The following is a 24,152-nucleotide window of genomic DNA, read 5'->3' as shown; positions in this document are numbered from 1 at the left end:
CCGGCCCGGCGGCCGTCAGCCGTGGGCGCGGGCGTGGAGGGCGCGGATCTCGGCCTCCAGCGCGGCGACCGGGCCCTCGACGCGGACGTCCGGCGCCACGTCCCCGGCGGGGATCGGACGCACCGGCGCCGGGGGCAGCCCGCGCTCGGCGAGCCACCCGGTGAGCTGCGCGGACGACGCCGCGTACACGATCCGGCCGAGGCCGACCCAGCCGTGCGCCGCCGCGCACATCGGGCAGTGCTCGCCGGACGTGAACACGGTCGCGGCGGCGCGCTCGTCCGGCGTCATGTGCGCGGCCGACCAGCGGGCCAGCTCGAACTCGGGGTGGCGGGTGCGGTCCCCGCCGGCGACGCGGTTGCGGTCCTCGGCCAGGACCTCGCCCGACCCCGAGACCAGCACCGAGCCGAACGGCTCGTCGCCGTCCGCGAGGGCCTCGGCGGCCAGCTCCACGCAGCGGCGCAGGTGGGACATCTCTTCCGGGGTCGGTTCGTAAGGCATGCCGATGATCTTACGCCCGCAGGGGTCCGCCCAGGTCAGGCGCTCTCGCGCAGCACCAGATGCGGCTTCAGGATGACCACCGGCTCCGCGACGGTCTCGCCGCGGATCCGCGACACCAGCAGCCGCGCCATCTCGACGCCCATCTCCTCCAGCGACTGGTGGACGCTCGACAGCGGGGGATCGGCCAGCGGCGCGGCCGCCGAGTCGTCGAACCCGATCACCGCGACGTCGTCGGGGACCCGGCGGCCCATCCGGTGCAGCACGCGCAGCGCGCCGAGCGCCATCGGGTCGTCCGCGGCGAACACTGCGTCCAGTTCCGGGTCGCGGGCGAGCAGCTCCTCCGCGGCGGTGATGCCGCTCGCCTCCCCGAAGTCGCCGAAGGCGACGCACTCGGGGAGCCCGGCGGCGGCGAGCGCGTCCCGGTAGCCGGTGAGCCGGTCGATGCCGGCGCCCATGTCCTGCGGGCCCGCGATCGTCGCGATCCGCCGCCGGCCGCCGCTGATCAGGTGCCCGACGGCCTCCCGCGCGCCGCTGCGGTTGTCGACGTCCACGTAGCTGACCGGCGACACCCCCGGCGGGCAGCCGCCGAGCACCGTCGGGACGCCCGCCGCCTCGAGCTTCGCGGGCAGCGGGTCCTCCGCGTGCAGCGACGTGAGCAGCACCCCGTCCACGTGCTGCGGGGTGAGGTAGTTCTCCAGCCGCGCGTACTCGGCGGGGGAGCGGGCCATGGCGAGCAGGAGCTGCAGGCCGGTGTCGGCGAGGCCGTTGCCGATGCCGCGGATGATGCCCGCGAAGTACGGCTCGCCGAACAGCCGCTGGTCGGACTCGGCGACCACCAGCGCCACCGTGTCGGTGCGGCGGGTGACGAGCGTGCGCGCCGCGCGGTTCGGCACGTAGCCCAGCTCGTCGATGGCCGCCAGCACGGCCGCGCGGGCCTGCGCGCTGACCCGCGGCGATCCGTTGATCACCCGGGAGACCGTGCCGCGGCCCACCCCGGCCCGCGCCGCGACCTCCTCCAGCGTGGGCCGCGTGCTCCTGCCCGTCATCCCGGCTCCCCCTCCGTCGATTCCGATCGGACGGCCGGAACCGGCCGTCCGTGCGGGTCCGGCGCGCCGGACCCGTCGTTCGCGCCCCGAGTCCGGGGAGGTCAGCCGGACGCCCGTCCGGCCGGCCCGCCCCGCCGGATCACGTCCGCGTACCAGCGGGCGCTCGCCTTCGGGACGCGCCGCTGCGTGGCGTAGTCCACGTGCACCAGCCCGAAGCGCTTCGAGTAGCCCCAGGCCCACTCGAAATTATCCAGCAGCGACCACGTGAAGTAGCCCCGCAGCGGGACGCCCTCGGCGATCGCGTCGTGGCAGGCGCGCAGGTGCGCGTCGATGTAGGCGATCCGCTCCGCGTCCTGGACCGTGCCATCGCCGTCCGGCGCCTCGTCGTAGCCCGCCCCGTTCTCGGTGATGTACAGCGGGACGGCCGGGTACTCCCGGTGCAGCCGCGTGAGCACCTCGAACAGGCCGCGCTCGTCGATCTCCCAGCCCATCCCGGTCACCGGACGTCCCCCCGGGACGAACCGGACGTGCTCGCTGCCGACCCACGGGGAGTGCGTGGAGAACGGCGACGACGCGGTCTGCGCCGCCTCGCCCGGCGTCCCCGCGACGGTGTGCCGCGTGTAGTAGTTGATGCCGAGCTGGTCGAGCGGCTGGTGGATCGTGCGCAGGTCCTCGTCGGACGGGTCGAACCCGTGCTCGGCCGTGTCCGCGAGGACGTCCTCGGGGTAGCGGCCGAGCAGCAGCGGGTCCAGGAACAGCCGGTTCTGCAGGCCGTCGATCCGGCGGGCCGCGTCCACGTCCGCCTCGTGGTCGGACGCGGGGGAGACCGCGTACAGGTTGACGGCCGCGCCGAACCGGTTGTCCGGCTGCTTCGCCCGCATCGCCTCCACCGCGAGCCCGTGCCCGAGCAGCATGTGGTGCGCGGCGAGCAGCGACGCGGACGGCTCGCGGCGGCCGGGCGCGTGCTCCCCGGACGCGTACCCGAGGAACGCCCCGCACCACGGCTCGTTCACCGTCATCCAGTTCCGCACCCGGTCGCCGAGCGCGCCGTGGACGTGCGCCGCGTACTCGGCGAACCGGTGCGCGGTGTCCCGCTCCGGCCAGCCGCCCGCGTCCTCGAGCGGCTGCGGGAGGTCCCAGTGGTACAGCGTCGGCCACGGCTCGACGCCCGCCTCCAGCAGCGCGTCCACGAGCCGCCGGTAGAAGTCGAGCCCCTCCTGGTTGGCGGGGCCCGCGCCGGCCGGCTGGACGCGGGGCCAGGAGATCGAGAACCGGTACGCGGTCAGGCCGAGATCGGCCATCAGCGCGACGTCCTCACGGAAGCGGTGGTAGTGGTCCACGGCGACGTCGCCGGTGTCGCCGTTCAGGACCTTGCCGGGCGTCCGGCAGAACGTGTCCCAGATGGACGGGCCGCGCCCGCCCTCGGCCGCGGCGCCCTCGATCTGGAAGGCGGCGGTCGCCGCGCCCCACCGGAACCCGGTCGGGAACAGAGCGGCCTCGGCCGCACCGGTGTCGTCCTGTAGCGAGGTCATCGGAGCCTCCGGAGAATGCATCGTTCGGAACGGGGACGGGTCAGGGCCCTTGGGCACGGAGCGAACATGACCCTTTCCCTTTGAAAGTGCCTGTCGATCATGGTTGGTGTGACACCCTTCGAACATGCGTACGGCATATAAGTGCCGGGCCTATCCGGACCCGAGTCAAGCGGCGATGCTGAACCGCACGTTCGGGTGTGTGCGCAAGGTGTGGAACGAGGTCTTGGCGTGGCGAACCCACCGGTACCGGGCCGATGAGATCAAGACCTCTTATGCCGAAACCGACCGATATCTCACCCAACTCAAGAAGACCGCCGACTTGGCCTTCTTGAACGAGGTGTCCTCGGTTCCGCTGCAACAGGCTCTGCGGTACCAGTCCGCCGCGTTCGCGAACTTCTTCGCCGGACGTGCCCGCCACCCCCGCTACAAGTCCCGCAACGGACGCCGATCCGCGACTTACACGCGTTCGGCGTTCCGCTTTCGGGAGGGGAAGCTGTTCCTGGCGAAGATGCCTGATCCGTTGAAATTCGTGTGGTCTTGGCCTGATGTCGATCCGGCCACGCTCGACCCGTCCACGGTGACCGTGTCGTACGACCGGGACGGCATGTGGCATGTGTCGTTCGCCGTCGACGCCGATGTTCCCCGCAGGCTTGCCGAGACCGGGGCGGCTGTCGGCGTGGATTTGGGCATTACCGACTTCGCCGTCACCAGCGATGGTGTGAAGATCGCCAATCCTCGCCACCTGGAACGCAGGCTGCGCAACCTGGCCAGGTACGAACGCCGCAAAGCGCGCAAACGCCAAGGGAGTTCGAACCGGGAGAAAGCCTCTCGCAAGGTCGCGGCGAGGCACGGCAAGGTCCGCCGCGCGCGGGAGGACTTTCTTCACAAGAGCACGACCGAGCTGTGCCGCCGCTACGACGCGATCGTCATCGAAGACCTTCATGTCGCCGGCATGGCCCGTAACCGTCGCCTCGCCAGGAAGATCGCCGATTGCGGCTGGGGTGCCTTCCGCGCGATGCTGGAGTACAAGACGGCCAAGTGGGGACGACGTCTGGTCGTTATCGACCGATGGTTCCCTTCTTCCAAGAAGTGCTCGTATTGCGGGCATCTGCTGTCCGGGTTGAGCCTTGCCGTCCGGCACTGGGTTTGTCCCGATTGCGGCACCCGGCACGACCGGGACGTCAACGCCGCCAAGAACATTTTGGCCGAAGGACTTTCGGCGACGGCCTGTGGAGCTGATGTAAGACGAACCGGGCAGCCCCGGGCGCGGTCGGCCGTGAAGCAGGAAGCCCCCCGGAGCGATCCGGGCCGCACGAGCGGCGTACGGCCATAGGCCGCACGGGTGTCCCCCTGCTGCGGATGGGGGAGAAGTCAAGCCTTCACTGCACCTTCCATGATTCCGCCGATGATCTGGCGGCCGAACACGATGAACACGACGAGCAGCGGCAGCACCGCCACGGTGGTCCCGGCGAACATGAGCGTGTAGTCGTCGAAGTAGGCGTTCGCCAGGTTGTTGATCGACAGCTGCACGGTGGGGTTGTCGGGGGCGAGCACCGCGAGCGGCCACATGAACTCGTTCCACGTCTGCATGAACGTGAGCAGGCCGAGCACCCCGGCCGCCGGGCGCAGCGCGGGCAGCACGACCCGCCAGTAGATGCCGAACGTGCTGCAGCCGTCGACGCGCGCCGCCTCGATCAGCTCGTCCGGGATGGCCTGGGACGCGTACTGCCGCATCATGAACACGCCGAACCCGGTGACCAGGAACGGGACGATCACCGCCTGCAGTTGGTTCTGCCAGCCCAGCTCCACCATGATCATGTAGAGCGGGATGATGCCCATCTGCACCGGGATCATCATCGTCGCGATGATGATCAGCAGCAGCGCGTTCTTGCCCTTGAAGCGCAGCTTGGCGAACGCGAACCCGGCGAGCGACGCGAAAAACACCGTCGAGACCGTCACCACGGTGGAGGCGATCGCGGAGTTCAGCAGGCCCTGCGCGAAGTAGGCGTCGGGGTTGTCGAACAGCCGCCCGACGTTGTCGCCGGCCTCGCCGCCGGGCAGCAGCGGCGGCGGCACGGCGGAGACGACGTCGTTGGTGCGCGTCGCGACGACGATCATCCAGTAGATCGGGAACAGCGACAGGGCGACCGCGACGATCAGCGCCACGTACGTGAGCGGGCTGGCCTCCCACAGGCCGCGCAACCGCCCGCTGGGACGGGCGTGCTTGGCGGGCTGCCCGGGGCCCGCGAGGAGCGTCGTCACTTGGTGCCTCCCGTGCGTCGCACGATCAGGAAGTTGATCAGGGAGAACACGATGATCATCATGAACAGCGCCCAGGCGACCGCCGCGCCGTAGCCGTACCGGTCCGAGCCGAAGGCGTTGTCGTACATGTACATCGTGATCGTCTGGAACTGGTGCAGCGCGCCGCCGTCCATGTTGTTCGGGGTCCGGACGCTGAACAGCACGGGCTCGGTGAAGAGCTGCAGGCCGCCGATCGTCGAGATGATCACCGTGAAGATGATCGTCGGGCGCAGCATCGGCACCGTGATCTGCCAGAACTGCCGCATCCGGGAGGCGCCGTCGATCGCGGCCGCCTCGTAGAGGTCGCGCGGGATGGACTGCATCGCGGCCAGGTAGATCAGCGCGTTGTAGCCGATCCAGCGCCAGTTGACCATGGCGGCGATCGCGACCCAGGACCAGCCGCGGCTGGAGCTCCAGTCGATCGGGTCGACGCCGACCAGGCCGAGCGCCCAGTTGATCATGCCCCAGTCGGTGTCGAACATCTGGGTGAACACGATCGACACGGCGGCGGTCGAGGTGACCAGCGGCGCCACCATCCCGATCCGGAACAGCGTGGGCATCCGGATCCGCCGGTTCAGCGCGTTCGCGATGAACAGGGCGATGAGGAGCTGCGGGACCGTCGCGAGCACGAAGATCCCGAGGGTGTTGACCGTCGCGTGCCAGAAGTCGGAGTCGGTCAGCAGGTAGTCGTAGTTGTCGAGGCCGACCCATTCGCGGGTGCCCGAGGCGAGGCCCCAGTCGTGCAGCGACACCCACAGCGTGAAGCCGAGCGGGAACAGGCCGAAGATCAGGAAGACGATGTAGAAGGGCGAGATGAAGGCGTAGGGCGCGGCCTTCACGTCGAGCCTGGCCAGCCGGCCCCGCCAGGTGGAGCGTGGACGGCGGTCGGCGTCGCCTGGCGCGGGCCGGGACGGTTTCCGGCCGGCGCGCAGATCGGTGGTCATGCGCCTCCTTTCGGGGGCGGCTCCGTCCGGGGGAGGGCCGGGACGGAGATCCGGGACATGAGTGAGGCGGTGGCGCCGCACGGGGAGGTGAGGCACGGCGCCACCGCCTGGCCAGTGGGTCGGGTGGTCGGTCGGGTGATCGGAGGTTCGGTCGTCCGGGGTGGGACGTGGAGGTCAGTGCCGGACCGGGGTCACCGGGCGGACTTCTCCGCCTCCTCGACGGCCCTGTTCCACGCCTCGCCGGCCGGGACCTTGCCCTGCCCGACGCTGATCAGGACGTTCTCCACGGCCTGCCGCACGTCCTCGTTCTTCGGGCCGAGGTAGACGGGCTTGGCCTGCGCCACCATCTCGCCGAAGATCTGGCCGACCGGGGCGTCGTTGAAGTACGGGTCCTTGGCGTCCGCCACCGCCGGGTCCTTCGCGGCCTGCGGCGAGGACGGGAAGACGTTCGCGGCCTTGAACGCGCCGATCTGGCCCTCGGGCGAGGTCAGGAACTTGGCCAGTTCGGCGGCCTCCTTGGCGTGGTCGGTCTGCTTCGGCACGGCCAGCCACGAGCCGCCCCAGTAGCCGCTGCCGCCCGGCACCTTGGCGACGTCCCACTTGCCCTCGCCGTAGTCACCGGAGAACTCCTTGATGCCCCCGAGCATCCAGGACGGGCACGGAACGGTGGCGAACGTGTCGCGCTTCAGCGCGGTCTGCCACGGCGGCGTGAAGATCGACATGTCGGAGGTGAGCTTGTTCTGCTCGAACTTCAGCGCCGTGTCGAACGAGGACTTCACGGCCGGGTTGGTGCCGAACACCAGGTTGTTCTGCTTGTCGAAGTAGCTGTGGCCGGGGCCCGCGCCGGCCTCCTGCAGGACGGTGACGCGCCAGATCGCCGTCGGGCCGTCCAGCCACTTGGTGCCGTCCACCTTCGACTGGAAGTCCTGGCCGACCTTCAGGTACTCGTCCCAGGTGGGCCACAGCTCGGACACCTCGTCGCGCTCCGTCGGCAGCCCGGCCTTCTCGAAGAGGTCCGTGCGGTAGCACATGGCGAGCGCGCCGACGTCGGTGCCGAGGCCGACGAGCTGCTTCCCGTCCGGGGAGACGCCCGCCTGCCACTTCCACGACACGAAGTTCTGCTCGAGCTCCTTGCCGCCGTGGTCGAAGAGGTTGACGAACTTGTTCGCCTGCTGCATGTAGAGGGGCAGGATGCCCTCCTCCAGCATGACGACGTCGCCCGCGCCGCTTCCGGTCGCCATCCACTGCTGGATGCGCGGCTTGAAGTCGTCCAGGCTGGACACCTTGCGCTGCTTGATCGTGACGTTCGGGTGGGACGCCTCGTACTGCTTGTACAGCTCTTCGTAGCCCGGCTCGCCGAAGACGTCGACGGTCAGCTCGATCTTGCCGTCGCCGCCGGAGTCGTCCCCGCCGCAGGCGACGGCGAGGCCGCCGACGAGCAACGCGGCCACCGCCGTGTTCAGTCCGCGCCGCATGCTGGCCCTCATCGCGGACCCCTTCCAGTTGTGATGTACCTCGGGTGTGGGAGCGCTCCCACGAAGCAAAGACCGTGACCCGGGTCACTGTCAATCTCCGAGACCGAACCGTTACGGGCGTGTGTCCGCGGTCATCGGACCGTGCGCACCCGCGCAACGGCCCGACACCTGCGTCAACATTCGGGGACGGGCCGGTGAACGATCTCCCGGACGGACTCCGCCGCGGGCTCGGCCGCCGGTTCGGGGAGGGCCGCGCGCCGGGCCGCGGGAGCGGGCGCGGTCGAGCGGCGGACGACCAGTTCCGGCCGGTACAGCAGTTCGGTGCGCGGCGCGCGCTCGCCGCCGATCTCGCCCAGCACCGTGCTCACCGCCGCCATCGACATCTCCCGCACCGACTGCCGGACCGTGGTCAGCGGCGGGTCCAGGTAGGCCGTCAGCAGCGAGTCGTCCATGCCGGTGACCGACACGTCCTCGGGCACCCGCAGGCCGCGCGCCCGCGCGGCGCGGATCGCGCCCAGCGCCATGATGTCGTTGCCGCCGCAGATCGCCGTGCAGCCCTCGTCCAGCAGCCGGGCCGCCGCGGCCTGCCCGCCCTCCACCGTGTACATGGTGTTGACGACCAGCGCGTCGACCTCGCCCGCGGGCAGGCCGGTGTGCGCGGCCATCCCGCGCCGGAACCCCTCGGTCTTGCGCCGGGTCGGGACGTACACGTCCTGCCCGATCGCCAGCCCGATCCGGCGGTGGCCCATGGCGGCCAGGTGCCCGACCGCCGCCTCCATCGAGGCGACGTCGTCGTTGGAGATGAACGGCGCGTCGATGTCGTCGCGGTACCCGTTCACCAGCACGATCGGCAGCGCCTTCTCCAGCAGCCGCGCGTACCGCGCCCGGTCGGAGTTGGCGTTGGCGTGCAGGCCGTTGACGAAGATGATCCCGGCGACGCCGCGCTCCAGCAGCATCTCGATGTAGTCGTCCTCGGCGACGCCGCCCGGCGCCTGCGAGCACAGCACCGCCATGTACCCGTGCCGGGCCAGCGCGCTCTCGATGACCTCGGCGAACGCTGGGAAGATCGGGTTGGTCAGCTCCGGGATGATCAGCCCGATCAGCCCGGCCCGGTGCTGGCGCAGCCGGGCCGGGCGCTCGTAGCCGAGCACGTCCAGGGCGGTCAGCACCGCCTGGCGCGTGGTCGGGGACACGCCCGGCTTGCCGTTCAGCACCCGGCTCACCGTCGCCTCGCTCACTCCGGCGTGGGCCGCGATGTCAGCCAGGCGTGTCGTCATGGGTCTCAAATTAGCGCTCCTCCAGGTCCCACCACAGCGCGGTGTCCGGCGGGAGCTCGGCCTCGGTGTCCTCGAACCGGACGGGCCCGCTGGCCAGCAGCGGCGCGCCCAGGACGGGGACGCGGACCGTCCGGCCGGACGTGTTGACCGTGCAGCCGAACGCGGGCCCGCCCGCGGGGGCGTCCCGGACGAACGACAGCGTGCCGGCGGGGCCGTCGAGCCAGCGCAGGCCGCCGTCGCCGAGCGCCGGGTGCTCGCGGCGGACGCGCAGCGCGTCCCGGTAGAGCGCGAGCATCGAGTCCGCGTCGGCTTCCTGCGCGGCGACGGTGAGGGAGCGCCAGGCCGGCGGGATCGGCAGCCATGAGGACCCGCCGGCGCCGAAGCCGAACGGCGGCTCGTCCCCGTCCCACGGCATCGGCACCCGGCAGCCGTCCCGGCCCTGGCCCTCGCCGCGCAGCCGCTGCGGGTCCTGGAGGAACTCCTCCGGCAGGTCGAGGACCTCGGGAAGGCCCAGCTCCTCGCCCTGGTAGACGTACGCCGAACCGGGCAGCGCGAGCGTGAGCAGCGCCGCGGCGCGGGCCCGGCGCAGGCCCGTCTCGCCGCCGCCGTACCGGGTGACGTGCCGCTTCACGTCGTGGTTCGACAGCACCCAGGTCGCGGGCGCGCCGACCGCCGCGGCGGTGCGCAGCGACTCGTCCACGACGTCCCGCATCGCGGCCGCGTCCCACGGCGCCGTCAGGTAGTGGAAGTTGAACGCCTGGTGGAGTTCGTCCGGACGTGTGTAGGCGGCGAGGCGCTCGGGGGTCGGCGCCCACGCCTCGGCGACCGCGATGCGCTCGCCGTCGTAGGAGTCGAGCAGCCGCCGCCACGCGCGGTGGATGTCGTGCACCGGGTCCTGGTCGAAGTACGGCAGGACGGCCGTGCCGAGCATCTCGACCTGGTTCGGGTGGCCGACGTCGGGCAGCCCGGGGGCCTTCGCCATGCCGTGCGCGACGTCGATGCGGAAGCCGTCCACGCCGAGGTCGAGCCAGAACTTCAGGATCTCCGCGAACTCCGCGTGGACCTCGGGGTTCTCCCAGTTCAGGTCGGGCTGCTCGGACGCGAACAGGTGCAGGTACCACTGCCCGTCGGGCACCCGCGTCCACGCGGGGCCGCCGAACACCGACTCCCAGTCGTTGGGCGGTTCGGCGCCGTCCGGGCCGCGGCCGTCCCGGAAGACGTACCGGGCGCGCTCGGGCGAGCCGGGCCCGGCGTCGAGGGCCGCCCGGAACCAGGCGTGCCGGTCGGAGGTGTGGTTCGGCACGACGTCGACGATGATCCGCAGGCCGTGCGCGTGCGCGTCGGCGATCAGCGCGCGGGCGTCGTCGAGGGTGCCGAACAGCGGGTCGACGTCGCGGTAGTCGGCGACGTCGTAGCCGAAGTCGGCCATGGGGGAGACGTAGAACGGGGTCAGCCACAGCGCGTCGACGCCGAGCGCGGCCAGGTAGGGCAGCCGGTTCCGGACGCCCGGGAGGTCGCCGACGCCGTCGCCGTCCGCGTCGGCGAAGCTGCGCACGTACACCTGGTAGATGACGGCGTCCCGCCACCAGCGTGCGGCGTTCTCGGCGCCGTCCCGGGGTGCGGGGACGGCGAGGGTGTCCTGCGTCATGAACGTCCTTCGTGTCGGGAGCGAGGTCGGGGGCGTCACGGTTCCGCCGTGACCGGTCTTCACTTGACGCCGCCGGCGGTGAGCCCGGCGACGATCCGGCGCTGGAAGATCAGCACGACGACGATCAGCGGGACGGTCACGATGACGCCCGCCGCCATCTGGGTGCCGAACGGCTGGTCGAAGCCGGACACGCCGGTGAACTTCGAGATCGCCACCGTGGCGGTCTGCATGTCCTTCTCGTTCACCATCGACAGCGCGATGAGGAATTCGTTCCACGCGGCGATGAACGTCAGGATCGCCGTGGTGAACACCCCGGGCGCCGCCAGCGGGACGATGATCTTGCGGAAGGCCTGGCCGCGCGTGCAGCCGTCCACCATGGCCGCCTGCTCCAGTTCGAACGGGAGCTGCCGGAAGAAGGCGTTCAGCAGCCAGATCGACAGCGGCAGCGCGAAGCCGAGGCTCGGCACGATCATCGCCTGGTAGGTGTTGATCCAACCGATGTCGGTGAAGAGTTTCAGCAACGGAACGAGCTGGGAGATTCCAGGGAACATCGTCGTCGCGATGATGAGCCCGAGCAGCGCGTTCTTGAACCGGAACCGCAGCCGGGCCAGCGCGTAGGCGGTGAACACGCCGATGATCAGGGTGAGCACGGTGGTGCAGCCGGCCACGATGACGCTGTTGAGCAGCGCCCGGCCGAACCCGTTGTCGCCGCGGAACACCGCGGTGAAATTTTCCAGCGACCACCGTACCGGGACGATCGAGTTGTCGAACTGGTCCTGCGGGCGGCGGAACGCGGAGATCGTCATCCAGTAGAACGGCGCGAGGCAGTAGACGGCCACGGCCGCGATGCCGACGTACGACAGGATCCGCCGGGTCCGGGAGCCGGTCATGAGGCCACCGCCTTCCGCTTCGGGCCCGGCTTCCGGCGCTTGGCCCGTTTCGTCTGCTCGCGGGCCTCGCCGATGATGTCGGCGCCGAGCAGCTTCACGAACAGGTACGCGATCAGGGCGATGTAGCCGAACAGGATCGTCGCGTACGCGGCCGCCGACCCGTACCTCAGGTTGGACGCCTCGAACCAGGCGATCATCGTCAGCGTCTCCACCGAGTCCTGATTGACGCCGATGAGGACGGCCGGGAGGTCGAACATGCGCAGCACGTCCAGCATCCGGAACAGCACCGCGACGAGCAGCGCCGGCTTCACCAGCGGGAGCGTGATGCTCCGGAACTGCTGCCACGCGCTCGCGCCGTCCACGCGGGCCGCCTCGTAGACGTCCTTGGGGATCATCTGCAGGCCCGCGAGCACCAGCAGCCCGATGAACGGCGACGTCTTCCACACCTCGGCGATGATCACCGCGAGCTTGGCGGGGAAACCGTCGGCGGTCCACAGGATCTGCTGCCGCAGGACCGCGTTCGCGGCGCCGTCCGCCTGGAAGATCCACCGCCACAGCAGGCCGGAGATCGCGGTCGGGATCGCCCACGGCACCAGGATGCTGGCCCGGACGAACGCGCGCCCGCGGAACGCCTGGTGCATGATCAGCGCCATCCCGACGCCGATCACGGTCTCCAGGATCACGGTCGTGAACGTGAAGAACGTCGTGTTGCCGAACGCGTTCCAGAACGCGTCGGCCGCGTCGCCGCTGAAGATCGCGGTGTAGTTGTCGAGGCCGACGAACCGCGTCCCCTCGACCACGAAGCCGTTCTCGTCCAGGCCCTCGCCGCGCGCGTACAGCGACTCGCGGAACCCGGCCAGCACCGGGTAGCCGATGACCAGGGCCAGCACGAGCAGGGTGGGGGACAGCAGCAGGGCGGCGAGCCGCCGCTCGCCGCGTGCGGCCCCGCCGCCGCCGCGGGCCTTGCGCGTGCGCGGCGCGCCCGCCGCGGCGTGCGCCGCGGCGGACCGCTCGTCGTGCGTCGTCGTCATGCGGGTCACTGCTGGGCGGTGAGGGTTCCGAGCTTGCCCTGCAGGTCCGCGAGGGCCTTGTCGACCGGCGCGTCACCGGTGACGGCCGAGTAGCCGGCCTCCTGGATCGCGGCGGTCACGTCGCCGTACTTGACCGCGACGGGACGCGGCGTGGCGCTCTCGATCGCGGACTTCAGCACCGGCAGGTACGGGAACTTCTTCACCAGCTCCGGGTCGTCGTAGAGCGCGGCGATCGTCGGGGCCTGCGAGGTGGCCAGCAGGTTGTCGCGCTGCGCCTGCGCCCCGGTGAGGTAGCGGATGAAGTCCAGGCCGGTCGCCTTGTTCTTCGCGAACGCGGAGATCGCGAGGTTGTGCCCGCCGAGGTTGGAGACGCCCGGGCCGTCCGGCCCGGGCAGCGGCGCGACGGCGAACTTCCCGGCGACCTTCGACGAGCCGTCGTCCTCGTTCGCCAGCGAGTACTGGTACGGCCACTGCCGCTGGAACACCAGCTTGCCGTCCTGGAAGTAGCGGCGCCCGCCCTCGGTGTCGAGCGTGATCGCCGACTTCGGCATCCGGCCGTCCGCGTACGCCTTCACGAGGAACTCGAGGCCCTGCTTCGCCTGCGGGGTGTTCACCGCGGGCTTGCCGTCCGGGCCGATGATCGCGCCGCCCGCGCTCCCGATGGCCTCCACCATCGAGATCGTCATGCTCTCGCTCTTGTTGACCTCGGTGAAGAAGCAGTCGATGTCCTTCGCCTCGTCGAGGTCCTTGACCTTCTCGCAGGCGTCCCACATCTGCTGGTAAGTCTTCGGCGGCTCGGAGATACCGGCCTTCTCCAGCAGGTCCTCGCGGTAGTACAGCATCCCCGCATCGGACGTCGACGGCACGGCGTACAGCCGGTCGCGGTACTGCCCCGTCTTGATCGTCGCGGGCAGCATCTTCGACAGGTCGATCTTGTCCTTGGGCAGTTCGGTCAGCCACCGGTTGGCCGCGAACTCCGCCGTCCAGACGACGTCGAGGTTGAGCACCGTGTACGCGTCCGACTTCGTCGTCGCGTTCTGGATCATCTGCTGCCGCTGCTCGTTCGGCTCGTCCGGCAGCTCGATGATCCGCACCTTCTCGTCCGGGTGCTCGGCGTTCCAGCCGTCCACCTGCTTCTGCAGGTTGCCGGAGCGGTCCTTGCCGGTCACGAACGTGATCGGGCCGCGGCCCTGCAGGTCGGCCGCCGACGTGCCGGACGCTCCGTCGCCGTCGTCGCCGCCGCAGCCGGCCAGCGAGAGCGCGAGGACGGCGCCGACGACCGCGCCGCCGATCCGGGGGATGCGCCGCATGGGGTCCTCCATTCGCGAGACGGGCCGTGCCGGCCGCCGTCCCGCCGTTCCGTGGATGGGGGGTGGTTGATCGGGGACATTAGCAACGGGTTTCAGGGGCGTAAATAGCTTGCAGAAAGTTTCAGCAAGCTCGTAGCCGATCTGTAACCGGCTTGCAGGGGGCCGCCGGAAACCGGTCGACGCGGCGCACCCGTTACGTCAGGCTTCGTCGGGTGAGCACCGACCTGCGGCTCGTCCGCGACCACACGATCCTGTCCGTCGTGACCGGCTCGCGCGCCTACGGCCTCGCCACCGGCGCCAGCGACGTCGACCGGCGCGGCGTGTTCGTCGCGCCCGCGCCGCTGTACTGGCGTTTCGACAAGCCGCCCACCCACCTGGACGGCCCCCTGCCCGAGCAGTTCTCCTGGGAGCTCGAACGGTTCTGCGAGCTGGCCCTGGCCGCGAACCCGACCGTCCTCGAGTGCCTCTGGTCGCCGCTCGTCGAACGCGTCACCCCGATCGGCGAGGAACTCCTGGCCGTCCGCACGGCCTTCCTGTCGCGCCGCGCCCACCGCACGTTCCTCCGCTACGCCGACAGCCAGTTCCGCAAGTTGCAAGGCGACTTGCGCAAGGACGGCGAACCGAACTGGAAGCACGTGATGCACATGCTGCGCCTCCTGCACAGCGGCCTGCACCTCGTCCGCACCGGCGCGCCGCTCGTCGACGTCGGCGACCTGCGCGACCGGTTCCTCGCCGTCAAACGCGGCGAACTGCCGTGGGACGAGATCGACGCGTGGCGCGCCGACCTCGCCTCCCACATGGCGACCGCCCTCGACGCGAGCCCGCTGCCCGACCTCCCCGACCGCGACCGCGTCGAAGACCTCCTCGTGTCCGTCCGCCGAAGGAGCCTCGAATGGTGAACCTCCCCGACGGCCTGCTCGACCGCTTCACCGCCGAGCACCCCTACCCCCGCGCGTTCCTCACCGTCAGCGGGTCGCACATCTACGGCTTCGAGTCCCGCGACTCCGACGTCGACCTGCGCGGCGTCCACCTGCTGCCCCTCGACGAGGTCATCGGCCTGTACACCGGACGGCAGCAGTGCACGGAGCAGTGGGAGCACGGCGGCGTCGAGGCCGACATCGTCACCTACGACCTCGCGAAGTTCTGCGGCATGCTGCTGAGACCGAACGGCCACGCCCTCGAGCAGCTCGCCTCGCCCATCGTCGTCGAGACGACGCCCCTGCACGCCGAGCTGCGCGCGCACCTCCCCGGCCTGCTCACCTCCCGGCACGCCGGCCACTACCTGGGGTTCGCGCGCGGCCAGTGGCGCATGTTCGAGAACCGCGACGAGCTCAAGCCGCTGCTCTACGTGTTCCGGACGCTCCTCACGGGCGTGCACCTCATGCGCGCGGGCGAACTCGAGACCGACCTGACGAAGCTGCTCGACGACGCGCCGCCGTACGTCCCCGATCTCATCGCCGCCAAGCGCGACGCCGAGCACGCGGGCGTCCCGTCCGGCGCGCCCGACCGGTCCGTCCTGCGGGCCGACGTCGACGCCCTCACCGCGCTGCTCGAGCACGAGCGCGACCGCAGCGCCCTCCCCGAGCGGCCGAGCGCGGGCCGGGCGCTGCACGACCTGGTCGTCCGGACCCGCCTGGACGGCTGAACCTCGCGGTGGTGTCTTCCGCCTCGCTCGTGGGCCGAAGGCACCACCGTCCGTCCGTGGCCGGCCTTGGTCAGCGAAGTTCGCCGGTGATGACCCAAAGGTGCCCGAACGGGTCACGGACGCGCCCCGAGCGCTTCCCATAGGGACGGTTTTCGATCGGGACGACCACCTCGCCGCCGCGCGCGACCATGCGCCCGGCGACGCCGTCCGGATCGCCGACCTCGACCTCGAGAAGAACGGCGGACCCGCCGAGATCACCAGGCGAGAACCACCCCCAAGCGGAGACGGCCGGCGAGAGCCGGAACGACGCCCCACCGAGCCGATGGTCGATCACGGAAGGCCGCCCATCCTCCCCCAACGGCGCCCGAAACACCTCCACGGCACCGAGAACCTCACGATAGAACCCCGAAGCACGAACAGGATCATCCACGATGAGCCGCGGGAAAAATCCAACATCTGATGACATACCCCCAGCGTGAGCCCCGGCGAGCCCCAAGATCTTGGACATTCGGAACCTGCCCACTCCCGCCCACACCGCGACGTGCCCGTCTCATATGAGCGACCACTCCGCGCGAGGGATCAGCTCGCTGTTGTCGGCACATGCCTCGTTGAACATGAGCGGCCGGGTGAGAAGGTGGTCCCCGGCCCGCTGGACCAGCAGATAGAACCCGAGGTCCACCGATCCGGGGGCGTAGTTGGCGCCGTAGTAGAAAGGCAGCCCCTTGGCGGTGACGTAGTCCTCGACCCACCGCTCCATGGCCGACGGTACCCGTGCCACCAGCTCGACACCGTCCAGCGTTACCTGGGGTCCGACCCGCATGTCGGCGGCGACGCTCGCGAGCCGCGCGTCCGCGTCGAAGTGGAGCGTCACACCGACTTCCTCGACGCGGTAGCCGATGGCGTCCCATCCGTGGAGGTCGTCCAGGCGGACGCCGAGTGCGGCCGCCGCCTCCTCCTTGCTCATGCCGAAGCGGAGGGGCCCGACGCTCTGCAGCGGTGTGAACCGCCATCGGTCACGCTCGGCGTCGGGCTTGACCGCCCAGGGGTTCCATTCGCTCAATGATCCTCCTCATGGGGGGAGTGCTGTGCGGAGCCGGGTGCGTGGGCTATACCACAGTTGAACCTTCCGGTGGGGTTGCGACACCGCCGACCAGGGGATCTTCCTTCGCGGACGGCACGGGGAGCCGTCCGCGAAGGGAGCCGTCATGACCGTGGCCAGCCCGTCCTGGGCCGACCTGCGCGAGCCCGCCGACGCCGCCGCCCGCGCCGGCTCGCTGCTCGACGTCCTGCGCGCGGAGCTGCCGCCGGACCGCCCCGTCACCGTGTGGAACGCGTCCTGCGGGGACGGCGCCCTCGCCCGGTGGCTCGCGCCCCGGCTGCGCGGGCCGCAGCACTGGATCCTGCAGGACTCCGACCCCGCGGCCCTCGCCCGGGCCGCCGGACGGACCTACGCGTCCGCCGACGGGACCCCCGCCACCGTCGAGACCCGCGCGGGCGACCTCGCCGACCTGCGGGCGGCCGATGTCGTGGGCACGTCCGTCCTCGCCGCCTGCCACCTGCTGCACCGGCTCACCGCCGCCGAGGTCGACGCGCTCGCCGCCGCCGCCTGCCGTCCCGCGCTGCTCACCCTCACCCCGATCGGCCGCGTCCGGCTCGACCCGGCCGACCCCCTCGACACCGAGTTCGCCGCCGCGGCCGACGCCCACCGCCGCCGCGGCGGCCTGCTCGGGACGGACGCCGCGTTCGCCGCCGCCGACGCGTTCGCCCGCCGCGGCGCGACCGTCCACACCCGGCCCAGCCCGTGGCGCCTCGGGCCCGCCCGCTCCGTGCTGATCGCCCGATGGCTCCGCGACTGGGTCGCCGACGCCGTCGAGCACCGCCCGGCCCTCGCCGCCGACGCCACCGCCTACCTGCGCCGCCGCCTCGCCGACTGCGCCGCCGGCGACCTCACCGTCGAGATCCGCCACCTCGACCTCCTGGCCCTCCCCGCCCGGTGACCCGCTTGTAACCGAGCGCTTACTTGGATAGCCTTCCGCCGGAAACCGGCGGGAGGTACGGATGGCGGTCGCACCGGTGGTGGAGGAGCGTCCCGGCTGCGGGCGGGGCGCGCGGACTCTCGGCGTGCTGATGCGCCGCTTCCTGCGGCCGCTCGTCGCGCGGCTGCCCTGGACGCCGCTCACCCTCCGGCTCGCCGGGCTGATCGAGCTCGCGGGCGCCCTCCTGCCCGCGCCGCGCGGCACGGAGGTCGTTCCGGTGCGGGGCCTCGGCTGCGCGGCCGAGCAGGTCCGGGGCCGCGGCGTGCCCGCCGACCCCCGGCGCGTGATCCTGTACTTCCACGGCGGCGGGTTCGTCGCCTGCGGCCTGCGCACCCACCGGCGGATGATCGCCCGGATCTCCCAGGCCGCCGGCATGCCGGTGCTCTCGGTCGCCTACCGGATGCCGCCGAAGGTCCCCGTCGCGACGTCCATCCGCGACTGCCTCGACGCCTACCGGTGGCTGCTCGGCCGCGGCGTCCAGCCCGGGAACATCGTGATCGCCGGCGACTCGGCCGGCGGCTACCTCGCGTTCGCCGCCGCCCTGCACGCCCGCCGCGACGGGCTGCCCCGCCCGGCCGGGATCGCCGGGCTGTCGCCGTTCCTCGACCTCGACCTCGAAGCGCGGATCGCGCACGCCAACGAGCCCCTCGACCCGTTCATCCCCGCGCGCCGCCTCGGCGACATGGTGCGGACCGTCTTCCCGGACGTCGCGCCGACCGACCCGCTGCTGTGCCCGCTGCACGCCGACCTCCGCGACCTGCCGCCCGTCCTGATCCAGGTCGGCTCCATCGAGGTGCTGTGCTGCGACGCCGAGCTGATGGCCGAGCGCCTCGGCGCCGCCGGCGTCCCGTGCACGCTGCAGATCTGGGAGGGGCAGATGCACGTCTTCCAGGTCTTCGCCGACCTCTCCCGCGAGGGCCTCGTCGCCATCGCCGAGGTCGGCCGGTTCGCCCGCCGCGTCACGTCCCCCGAAGCGGCGCGCGCGGCCTGACGTCACCGGGCGAGGCGTTCGACGGCCTTCGCGTGCAGGGCCGTCGCCAGCTCGGCCGCCGCGTCGACGACCGCGTCGAGGTCGTCGCCGAGCCGCCCGTCCGCCCACTGCCGGGCCAGCTCGATCATGGCGCCGGTGAACATGGTCGCGGCGATCACCACCGTCGGGTCGTCGCGCGGGCCCATCGCCACGAGCCCGTCCAGCAGCGCGGTCTCCGCCGCACGCCGCCGCGCGGCCAGCGCGTCGTTGCCCGGCACCTCGGCGAACAGGACGCGCCCCCGCCGCGGGTCGTCGCTGATGAACCGGAGCACGTCCCGGACGCCCGCGCGGGTGCGGGCCTCCGCGTCCGCACCGGCCTCCTCCAGCGCGCGCGCCAGCACGTCGCCGAGCGCTTCGGCCTGCCGGTCGTAGACCGCCGCGAGCAGCTCGCCGGTGTCGGCGAAGTTCTCGTAGAAGTACCGCGTGTGGAGCGCGGCCTCCCGGCACACGGCGCGGACGCTCAGCCCCGCCTCGCCCTCCGCCCCGAACAGGACGAACGCGGCCCGCACGAGCATGTCGCGCCGCTCGTCCCGGCGCCGTGACGCGGGAACGCCCGCCCACCGGGTCGTCATGGGAGCACGCTATCAAGTCTGGACACGGGCGTAACCGGACACTTATTCTGGCTACAGTCGTATCCAGAATGGAGCCCGGCATGCCGAGCAACCTCATCGCCGCCAAGTTCGAGCAGGCGTTCGACGCGGACATCCGCTCGAAGTTCTTCAAGGGCCTCGACTTCGCCGGCCCCGAAGGGGACCCCGGCTGGTTCGGCCCCGGCAGTGCCGTCTGGTACGTGCACTCCCACCTGCCCACCCTCATCCTGGGGCTGGTCGGGGCCGCCTACATCGAGGGGCTCGACCCGAGCATCTCGTGGATGGCCTACGACCACTCGCGCATCCCCGAACGGGACAAGAACGGCATTCCGACGGGGAACATCGACGTCCACGGCGCGACCGTCCGGCTCGGGCACTCCGTGTCGTTCTTCATCGGGACCGCGTACGGGTCCACCGAGACCGCCGAACGCCTCGCCCGCACCGTCCGCGCCATGCACCACACCGTCAAGGGCACCCGCCCCGACGGGCTGCCCTACGACGCCGACGACCCCGAATGGCTCCGGTGGAACTACGCCACCGTCGTCTGGGGCCTCGCGACCGCCCACGAGCGCTACCACCGGCGCCCCCTGCGGGACATCGACCGCTACTACCGCGAGTTCGTCCGGGTCGGCGAGGCCCTCGGCGGCACCGACCTGCCCGCCACCAAGGCCGAGACCGCCGAATGCCTCGAGTCCTACCTCCCGCGCCTCGCCGTCACCCCGATCAAGGCGTTCGGCACCGGCCCGAACCTCCGCGGCGGCGAGGCGAAGCCCTGGGAGCCGGGCAGCCCGTTCATGGACTGGGCCGCCCGCGACATGCTCCCCGAATGGGCGCAGAAGCTCGTCCTGTACCGCGCGCCGAACCCGCTCGTCCTGCGCGCCCGCCGCGCCGCCCTCTGGACCGCGATCAACGGCCTCCACGAGGCCACCGGCCCCATCCGCGAGTACCGCGAGGCCGAGGCCAGGGTCGCGAAGGGCGCCTCCGCGCCCGTCGCGTCCACCGCCCCCACCGCGCCCGACCCCGTCCTCAGCCGCGAAGAGGTCGAGGCGATGGCCTGACGCGTGGGCTAGCGTTCCGGTCATGATCGATGGTGAATGGCTGAACCCCCCGGTCGAGGTCGTCGAGGACGGGCGCGGGCTCCACGTGACGGCCGCGCGGGGCAGCGACTTCTGGCGGACGACCTCCTATGGCTACGACCGGGACGGCGGGCACGCCCTCCTCGCGCCCTTCGGGCCCGAGGCCGCGTTCGAGGTGTCGTTCGTCGCGGACTACGACCGGCAGTTCGACCAGGCGGGGCTGCTCGTCCGGATCGACGAGACGACGTGGATCAAGGCCGGGCTCGAGTACTGCGACGGCGCCATGCAGCTCGGCGCGGTCGTCACCGGCGGGCGCTCGGACTGGTCGTCGGCGCCCGTCGACTGGACGGGCCGCGAGGTGACGATCCGCGCGAGCCGCAGCGGGGACGCCGTCACCGTGCGGGCCCGCGCGAGCGACGAGCCCTGGCGAATGATCCGCCTCGCGCCCTTCCCCGCGGGCGTCCCGGCCCGCGCGGGCCTCTACTGCTGCGCCCCCGAACGCGCCGGCCTGACCGTCCGCTTCACGGGCGCCGCCTTCACCGCCCCGGACGAGGCCCTGCATCCCTAGCGGCCCCTACAGCACGAAGCCGGCGGGGTCGTAGTGGAAGTTCCGTGACGCCCGCCGGGCCGCGGCGATCCACGCCCGGTCGTCGCCCGGGGTGGGGCGCGAGATCGGCCCGGCGGTGTCGAACCAGCACGCGAAGGCGCACCGGGTGTGCCGTCCGCCTGCCGGGGTCGAGGTCAGGTACGCGATCTGGTCGTTCATCCACGCCACGTCCCGCGACCCCCGGTCGCCGTAGCCGATCTCGGGGACGCACCACGGGACGCCGCGCGCCCGGGCGAACGCGACCGCCGGACCCCACAGCGACTCCTTCGACCCCACGTGGGAATAGCCGTCCGCGCCGTAGCAGTCGACCAGGCCGTCCCCCGGCCACATGTCCGCGTAGGTGCGCCTTTTCGCCGGGTTCGTCCCGGCCCACGTCGTGACGATCTGCACCGTGTACAGCCGCGCCCATCCGTCGTCCTGCACCTGCTTGACCAGCCGGCAGAACCGCCGGAATCCCGCCCGGTAGGTGGACAGCGAGAATGTGCCGTTCTTCAGCTTCACGTCTGGTTCATGCCAGATGGTCACGAATGCGACGTGGTTCGTGGGAATGCTGCGCAGGAATCCGAGGATGCGCCCGTCCAGCGTGCCGGACGCCACGGCCCTCATGTCCGGTTTCCCCGACCAGCAACTCGCGCGCCTCCCCACGTCGGCGGCGGCGTTCGACGCCGCCCACGTCCGCGGAACGCCGTCGCGCGGCCGCTGGTAGACGCGGCGGATCGTCAGCGGCCCGTACCGTTCGTCCATGCGCGGATAGTCCGACCCCGAAAGGTCGTCGCCCGCCGCACCCCACAAGATCGCGTCCCGCTTTTCCGCCATCGCACCGCCTTTGCCGCACTTGATAAAGGGAATACCCATGCCGGGCAACAATGCAGACATCGCCCCAAGGTGCGCACGGTAGATCTTTTTTCCCATCACGCCGAAATGCTCGGCGAAGAATGCTCGACCGGCGTTTCGGACGTGGTGCGCATCGCATTTCGGGTGGCCCCGGGCGGAACTCGTGCTGGCTCGGTGCGCCGGTGGCAGGTAATTTGCGTGAGCCGGGGGCGGGCTGGCGCGCCGTGACGTGGCCGTCCGCTCTGCCGCTCTCGGCGCGCGACGACCTCGCGCGGGCTCTCGGCCGGCACGCACCGCACGTCCGCCTGCGGGAGGACGCCGGCTGGTGGTGCCCGGCCACGGCGGGTGACGGACGGGCGGCGAACCGGCTCTCGCCCGGATGAGGTGCGGTCGCCGGAGCGATGAGTTTCCGGTGCGGGGGGAGTCGGTACGGGCATGGACACGCAGACACTCCAGACGCCCGAGGCCGACATCGTCTACGACGTCCGCGGACCGCTCCCGCCCGCGGGGGGACGCCCGCCGCTCGTGCTGATCGGGCAGCCCATGGATGCCGCCGGCTTCGCCACGCTGGCGTCGCACTTCCCCGAGCGCACCGTGGTCACCTACGACCCGCGCGGCATGGGCCGCAGCACCCGCAAGGACGGCCGGGACGACCACGTGCCGGAGCTTCAGGCCGCGGACGTGCACGCCATCATCGAGGCGCTCGGCGCGGGCCCGGTCGAGATGTTCGCGAGCAGCGGCGGCGCGGTGACCGCGCTCGCCCTCGTGACGGCCCACCCCGGCGACGTGACGACCCTGGTGGCGCACGAACCGCCGCTCCTGTCGGTGGTGCCCGACGCCGAGGCCGCCGAGCGCGCCCAGACGGGCATCCGGGACGCCTACCAGGCCAAGGGCTGGGGCACCGGGATGGCGGCGTTCATCGCCATGACGTCGTGGCGGGGCGAGTTCACCGAGGACTACTTCGCACAGCCCGTGCCGGACCCCGCGGTCTTCGGGATGCCGGGCGAGGACGACGGCTCCCGCGACGACCCGCTCCTGTCCGGCCGGTCCTGGGCGGTCAGCGGCTACCGTCCCGACGTCGCGGCGCTGACGGCGGCGCCGACGCGGATCGTGATCGCGGTCGGCGAGGAGTCCGAGGGCACCTTCACCGGGCGCGCCGCGGTGGCGATGGCCGAACTGCTCGGTCAGCGGGCCACGGTGTTCCCGAGCCACCACGGCGGCTTCCTGGGCGGCGAGTTCGGCCAGACGGGCAAGCCGGAGGAGTTCGCCCGCAAGCTCCACGAGGTCCTCGACGCCGCCGGCTGACGGCCGTCCTCGCCCTCACGAGGTGACCGCCCGGCGAGCCGGGGCGGGACGCAGACCTGGCCGACGGCCACGGCGCCGCCACGTCCGCCGCCGGGCGGGGAGCCCTCCGCCTGCGACCGCGGGGAGAGGGGTCATTTCCGGCGGAGCTTGCCGACCGCCTTGACCTTCCGCTCTCCGGCCGGAGGGTAGACGGCGTCGAGCCTGCCGTCGTCACGGAGTTTCAGGCGGACGTCGCCGACATCGCAGCCGGACCGGAGAGCGGGGAAACGGGTGTCCAATGTCAGGACCCCGTCCTGGTAGGAGACCGGGACGACCGAGCCGGTGCACTCGCCGTCCAGGTAGATCACCTCGCCGTCGTGCTCGCCTTCCGGAAGGACGAACTTCGCCTTCCAGGTGCCTTCCTGCTCGCCCTTCTCGGTGATCTTCCCCGTCCAGGTCCCGGCGAAAGCGGCGGGAATCGATGGCGAAGGCTCCGGGTCGTCGTCCGTCAGGACACCGTAAGAGACGGCTGCCACCAGTATCGCGACCCATAACGTGGCGGCGATGACCGCGCAGCCGATCGTGAGCTGGGCGCCCGCACTGTGCTCGACGCGCCGAACGTGGGGCGGGGTCGGGCGATACGGGACGTTCGGCGGAGGCGGCGGATACCTGGGAGGCGGCGGATGCCGCGGCGGGGGCGGAGGCGGCGGGGGTACGCGTCCGGCGTACGCGCCCTCTCACGGGTCGTCCGGGACCGCGGAGGCCGTCGTCCCGGGTTCGGCGGCGTCCCAGGGGTCGGCGATGACCTCCTCGGCGTCCTCCCAGAGGTCCTGGACATCGGGTTCGTCCTCCGCGGGGCCGCGGCGTGCGGCGTCGTAGGCCGCGCGCCGCGCGGTGAGGACGTCGCGGGCCGCGTTGATCAGGCGGATGCGGTCCTCGGCCGCGGATTTGGCCGCCGGGTCGGTGACCCGGTCGGGGTGGTGCGCGCTCGCCTGCTTCCGCCACGCCCGCTGGATCTCGTCCGCCGAGGCGTCCGGGGGGACGCCCAGCAGTTCGTAGGCGTCGTTGCCCGCCAGTTCGCCGAACAGGGTGGACAAG

The 24,152-nt window shown here is 71.7% G+C and carries 25 protein-coding genes; 8 read left to right on the top strand and 17 right to left on the bottom strand.

Features of this window, described 5'->3' with window-relative positions; all coding sequences use genetic code 11:
- Positions 1-15 precede the first annotated feature (15 nt).
- The 3 genes from AB0L25_RS19555 to AB0L25_RS19545 all read right to left on the bottom strand — a co-directional run bounded on the left by AB0L25_RS19555 (position 16) and on the right by AB0L25_RS19545 (position 3,076).
- Positions 16-498: a nucleoside deaminase gene (locus AB0L25_RS19555; RefSeq protein ID WP_500173998.1), complete on the bottom strand. Its 483-nt coding sequence runs from the start codon at positions 496-498 to the stop codon at positions 16-18.
- A 35-nt stretch (positions 499-533) separates the two neighbouring features.
- Positions 534-1,544, bottom strand: coding sequence for a LacI family DNA-binding transcriptional regulator (locus AB0L25_RS19550; protein ID WP_500173996.1), 1,011 nt, complete (start codon positions 1,542-1,544; stop codon positions 534-536).
- 101 nt (positions 1,545-1,645) lie between these two features.
- Positions 1,646-3,076 (bottom strand): GH1 family beta-glucosidase, encoded by a 1,431-nt coding sequence (locus AB0L25_RS19545; protein ID WP_500173994.1) that lies wholly within the window; start codon positions 3,074-3,076, stop codon positions 1,646-1,648.
- Positions 3,077-3,200: 124 nt separating this feature from the next.
- Between AB0L25_RS19545 and AB0L25_RS19540 the strand changes: the two genes are divergently transcribed.
- Positions 3,201-4,409: an RNA-guided endonuclease InsQ/TnpB family protein gene (locus AB0L25_RS19540; RefSeq protein WP_500173992.1), complete on the top strand. Its 1,209-nt coding sequence runs from the start codon at positions 3,201-3,203 to the stop codon at positions 4,407-4,409.
- Positions 4,410-4,447: 38 nt separating this feature from the next.
- On the opposite strand, the gene AB0L25_RS19535 is transcribed toward AB0L25_RS19540, so the two are convergent.
- The 8 genes from AB0L25_RS19535 to AB0L25_RS19500 all read right to left on the bottom strand — a co-directional run bounded on the left by AB0L25_RS19535 (position 4,448) and on the right by AB0L25_RS19500 (position 13,952).
- Positions 4,448-5,338 (bottom strand): carbohydrate ABC transporter permease, encoded by an 891-nt coding sequence (locus tag AB0L25_RS19535; RefSeq protein WP_500173990.1) that lies wholly within the window; start codon positions 5,336-5,338, stop codon positions 4,448-4,450.
- Positions 5,335-6,321 (bottom strand): carbohydrate ABC transporter permease, encoded by a 987-nt coding sequence (locus AB0L25_RS19530; RefSeq protein WP_500173988.1) that lies wholly within the window; start codon positions 6,319-6,321, stop codon positions 5,335-5,337. The genes AB0L25_RS19535 and AB0L25_RS19530 overlap by 4 nt, the downstream gene beginning before the upstream one ends.
- 191 nt (positions 6,322-6,512) lie before the next feature.
- Positions 6,513-7,796 (bottom strand): ABC transporter substrate-binding protein, encoded by a 1,284-nt coding sequence (locus tag AB0L25_RS19525; protein ID WP_500173986.1) that lies wholly within the window; start codon positions 7,794-7,796, stop codon positions 6,513-6,515.
- 173 nt (positions 7,797-7,969) lie between these two features.
- Positions 7,970-9,073, bottom strand: coding sequence for a LacI family DNA-binding transcriptional regulator (locus AB0L25_RS19520; RefSeq protein WP_500173984.1), 1,104 nt, complete (start codon positions 9,071-9,073; stop codon positions 7,970-7,972).
- A 10-nt stretch (positions 9,074-9,083) separates the two neighbouring features.
- Positions 9,084-10,721 carry a glycoside hydrolase family 13 protein gene (locus tag AB0L25_RS19515; protein WP_500173982.1) on the bottom strand — a complete coding sequence of 546 codons (1,638 nt, stop codon included), beginning with the start codon at positions 10,719-10,721 and terminating at the stop codon, positions 9,084-9,086.
- Between the two features lie 59 nt (positions 10,722-10,780).
- Complete coding sequence (locus tag AB0L25_RS19510; protein WP_500173980.1) at positions 10,781-11,611, bottom strand: carbohydrate ABC transporter permease; 831 nt, start codon at positions 11,609-11,611, stop codon at positions 10,781-10,783.
- Positions 11,608-12,642 carry a carbohydrate ABC transporter permease gene (locus AB0L25_RS19505; protein ID WP_500173979.1) on the bottom strand — a complete coding sequence of 345 codons (1,035 nt, stop codon included), beginning with the start codon at positions 12,640-12,642 and terminating at the stop codon, positions 11,608-11,610. The genes AB0L25_RS19510 and AB0L25_RS19505 overlap by 4 nt, the downstream gene beginning before the upstream one ends.
- A 5-nt stretch (positions 12,643-12,647) precedes the next feature.
- Complete coding sequence (locus AB0L25_RS19500; RefSeq protein WP_500173977.1) at positions 12,648-13,952, bottom strand: ABC transporter substrate-binding protein; 1,305 nt, start codon at positions 13,950-13,952, stop codon at positions 12,648-12,650.
- A 212-nt stretch (positions 13,953-14,164) separates the two neighbouring features.
- Between AB0L25_RS19500 and AB0L25_RS19495 the strand changes: the two genes are divergently transcribed.
- Entirely contained in the window at positions 14,165-14,851 is a 687-nt protein-coding gene (locus tag AB0L25_RS19495; protein ID WP_500173975.1) for a nucleotidyltransferase domain-containing protein, read from the top strand.
- Complete coding sequence (locus AB0L25_RS19490) at positions 14,845-15,597, top strand: nucleotidyltransferase domain-containing protein (RefSeq protein ID WP_500173973.1); 753 nt, start codon at positions 14,845-14,847, stop codon at positions 15,595-15,597. The genes AB0L25_RS19495 and AB0L25_RS19490 overlap by 7 nt, the downstream gene beginning before the upstream one ends.
- Positions 15,598-15,667: 70 nt before the next feature.
- Here AB0L25_RS19490 and AB0L25_RS19485 read toward each other — a convergent pair whose 3' ends face one another.
- Together AB0L25_RS19485 and AB0L25_RS19480 are read right to left on the bottom strand one after the other, a co-directional pair.
- On the bottom strand, positions 15,668-16,063 hold the full coding sequence (locus AB0L25_RS19485; protein ID WP_500173971.1) for a VOC family protein: 396 nt from the start codon (positions 16,061-16,063) through the stop codon (positions 15,668-15,670).
- An 84-nt stretch (positions 16,064-16,147) separates the two neighbouring features.
- Positions 16,148-16,657, bottom strand: a complete 510-nt coding sequence (locus tag AB0L25_RS19480) for a hypothetical protein (RefSeq protein ID WP_500173969.1) — start codon at positions 16,655-16,657, stop codon at positions 16,148-16,150.
- A gap of 145 nt (positions 16,658-16,802) precedes the next feature.
- On the opposite strand from AB0L25_RS19480, the gene AB0L25_RS19475 reads away from it, so the two are divergent.
- Both AB0L25_RS19475 and AB0L25_RS19470 read left to right on the top strand, forming a co-directional pair.
- Positions 16,803-17,594, top strand: coding sequence for an SAM-dependent methyltransferase (locus AB0L25_RS19475; protein WP_500173968.1), 792 nt, complete (start codon positions 16,803-16,805; stop codon positions 17,592-17,594).
- Positions 17,595-17,655: 61 nt separating this feature from the next.
- Positions 17,656-18,624, top strand: coding sequence for an alpha/beta hydrolase (locus tag AB0L25_RS19470; RefSeq protein WP_500173966.1), 969 nt, complete (start codon positions 17,656-17,658; stop codon positions 18,622-18,624).
- 2 nt (positions 18,625-18,626) lie between these two features.
- On the opposite strand, the gene AB0L25_RS19465 is transcribed toward AB0L25_RS19470, so the two are convergent.
- The gene (locus AB0L25_RS19465; protein WP_500173964.1) at positions 18,627-19,235 is read right to left on the bottom strand and encodes a TetR/AcrR family transcriptional regulator; all 609 of its coding nucleotides are present in this window, start codon (positions 19,233-19,235) and stop codon (positions 18,627-18,629) included.
- Between the two features lie 80 nt (positions 19,236-19,315).
- On the opposite strand from AB0L25_RS19465, the gene AB0L25_RS19460 reads away from it, so the two are divergent.
- The gene (locus AB0L25_RS19460) at positions 19,316-20,311 is read left to right on the top strand and encodes an oxygenase MpaB family protein (RefSeq protein ID WP_500173963.1); all 996 of its coding nucleotides are present in this window, start codon (positions 19,316-19,318) and stop codon (positions 20,309-20,311) included.
- Between the two features lie 22 nt (positions 20,312-20,333).
- A complete protein-coding gene (locus AB0L25_RS19455; RefSeq protein ID WP_500173961.1) occupies positions 20,334-20,897 on the top strand; it encodes a DUF1349 domain-containing protein in 564 nt (187 codons plus the stop codon).
- Positions 20,898-20,903: 6 nt separating this feature from the next.
- Here the strand turns inward: AB0L25_RS19455 and AB0L25_RS19450 are convergent, their stop codons facing one another.
- Positions 20,904-21,752 carry a glycoside hydrolase family 26 protein gene (locus tag AB0L25_RS19450; protein ID WP_500173959.1) on the bottom strand — a complete coding sequence of 283 codons (849 nt, stop codon included), beginning with the start codon at positions 21,750-21,752 and terminating at the stop codon, positions 20,904-20,906.
- Between the two features lie 453 nt (positions 21,753-22,205).
- Between AB0L25_RS19450 and AB0L25_RS19445 the strand changes: the two genes are divergently transcribed.
- Complete coding sequence (locus tag AB0L25_RS19445) at positions 22,206-23,075, top strand: alpha/beta fold hydrolase (RefSeq protein ID WP_500173957.1); 870 nt, start codon at positions 22,206-22,208, stop codon at positions 23,073-23,075.
- Between the two features lie 131 nt (positions 23,076-23,206).
- Here the strand turns inward: AB0L25_RS19445 and AB0L25_RS19440 are convergent, their stop codons facing one another.
- Both AB0L25_RS19440 and AB0L25_RS19435 read right to left on the bottom strand, forming a co-directional pair.
- Positions 23,207-23,590: a hypothetical protein gene (locus tag AB0L25_RS19440; protein ID WP_500173955.1), complete on the bottom strand. Its 384-nt coding sequence runs from the start codon at positions 23,588-23,590 to the stop codon at positions 23,207-23,209.
- Positions 23,591-23,791: 201 nt separating this feature from the next.
- Positions 23,792-24,151 carry a J domain-containing protein gene (locus AB0L25_RS19435; protein ID WP_500173953.1) on the bottom strand — a complete coding sequence of 120 codons (360 nt, stop codon included), beginning with the start codon at positions 24,149-24,151 and terminating at the stop codon, positions 23,792-23,794.
- Position 24,152 lies beyond the last annotated feature (1 nt).

Origin of the sequence: Spirillospora sp. NPDC052242, assembly GCF_040679555.1 — a bacterium.
GTDB lineage: Bacteria > Actinomycetota > Actinomycetes > Streptosporangiales > Streptosporangiaceae > Spirillospora.
This window is presented reverse-complemented; position numbering and strand designations above follow the sequence as displayed.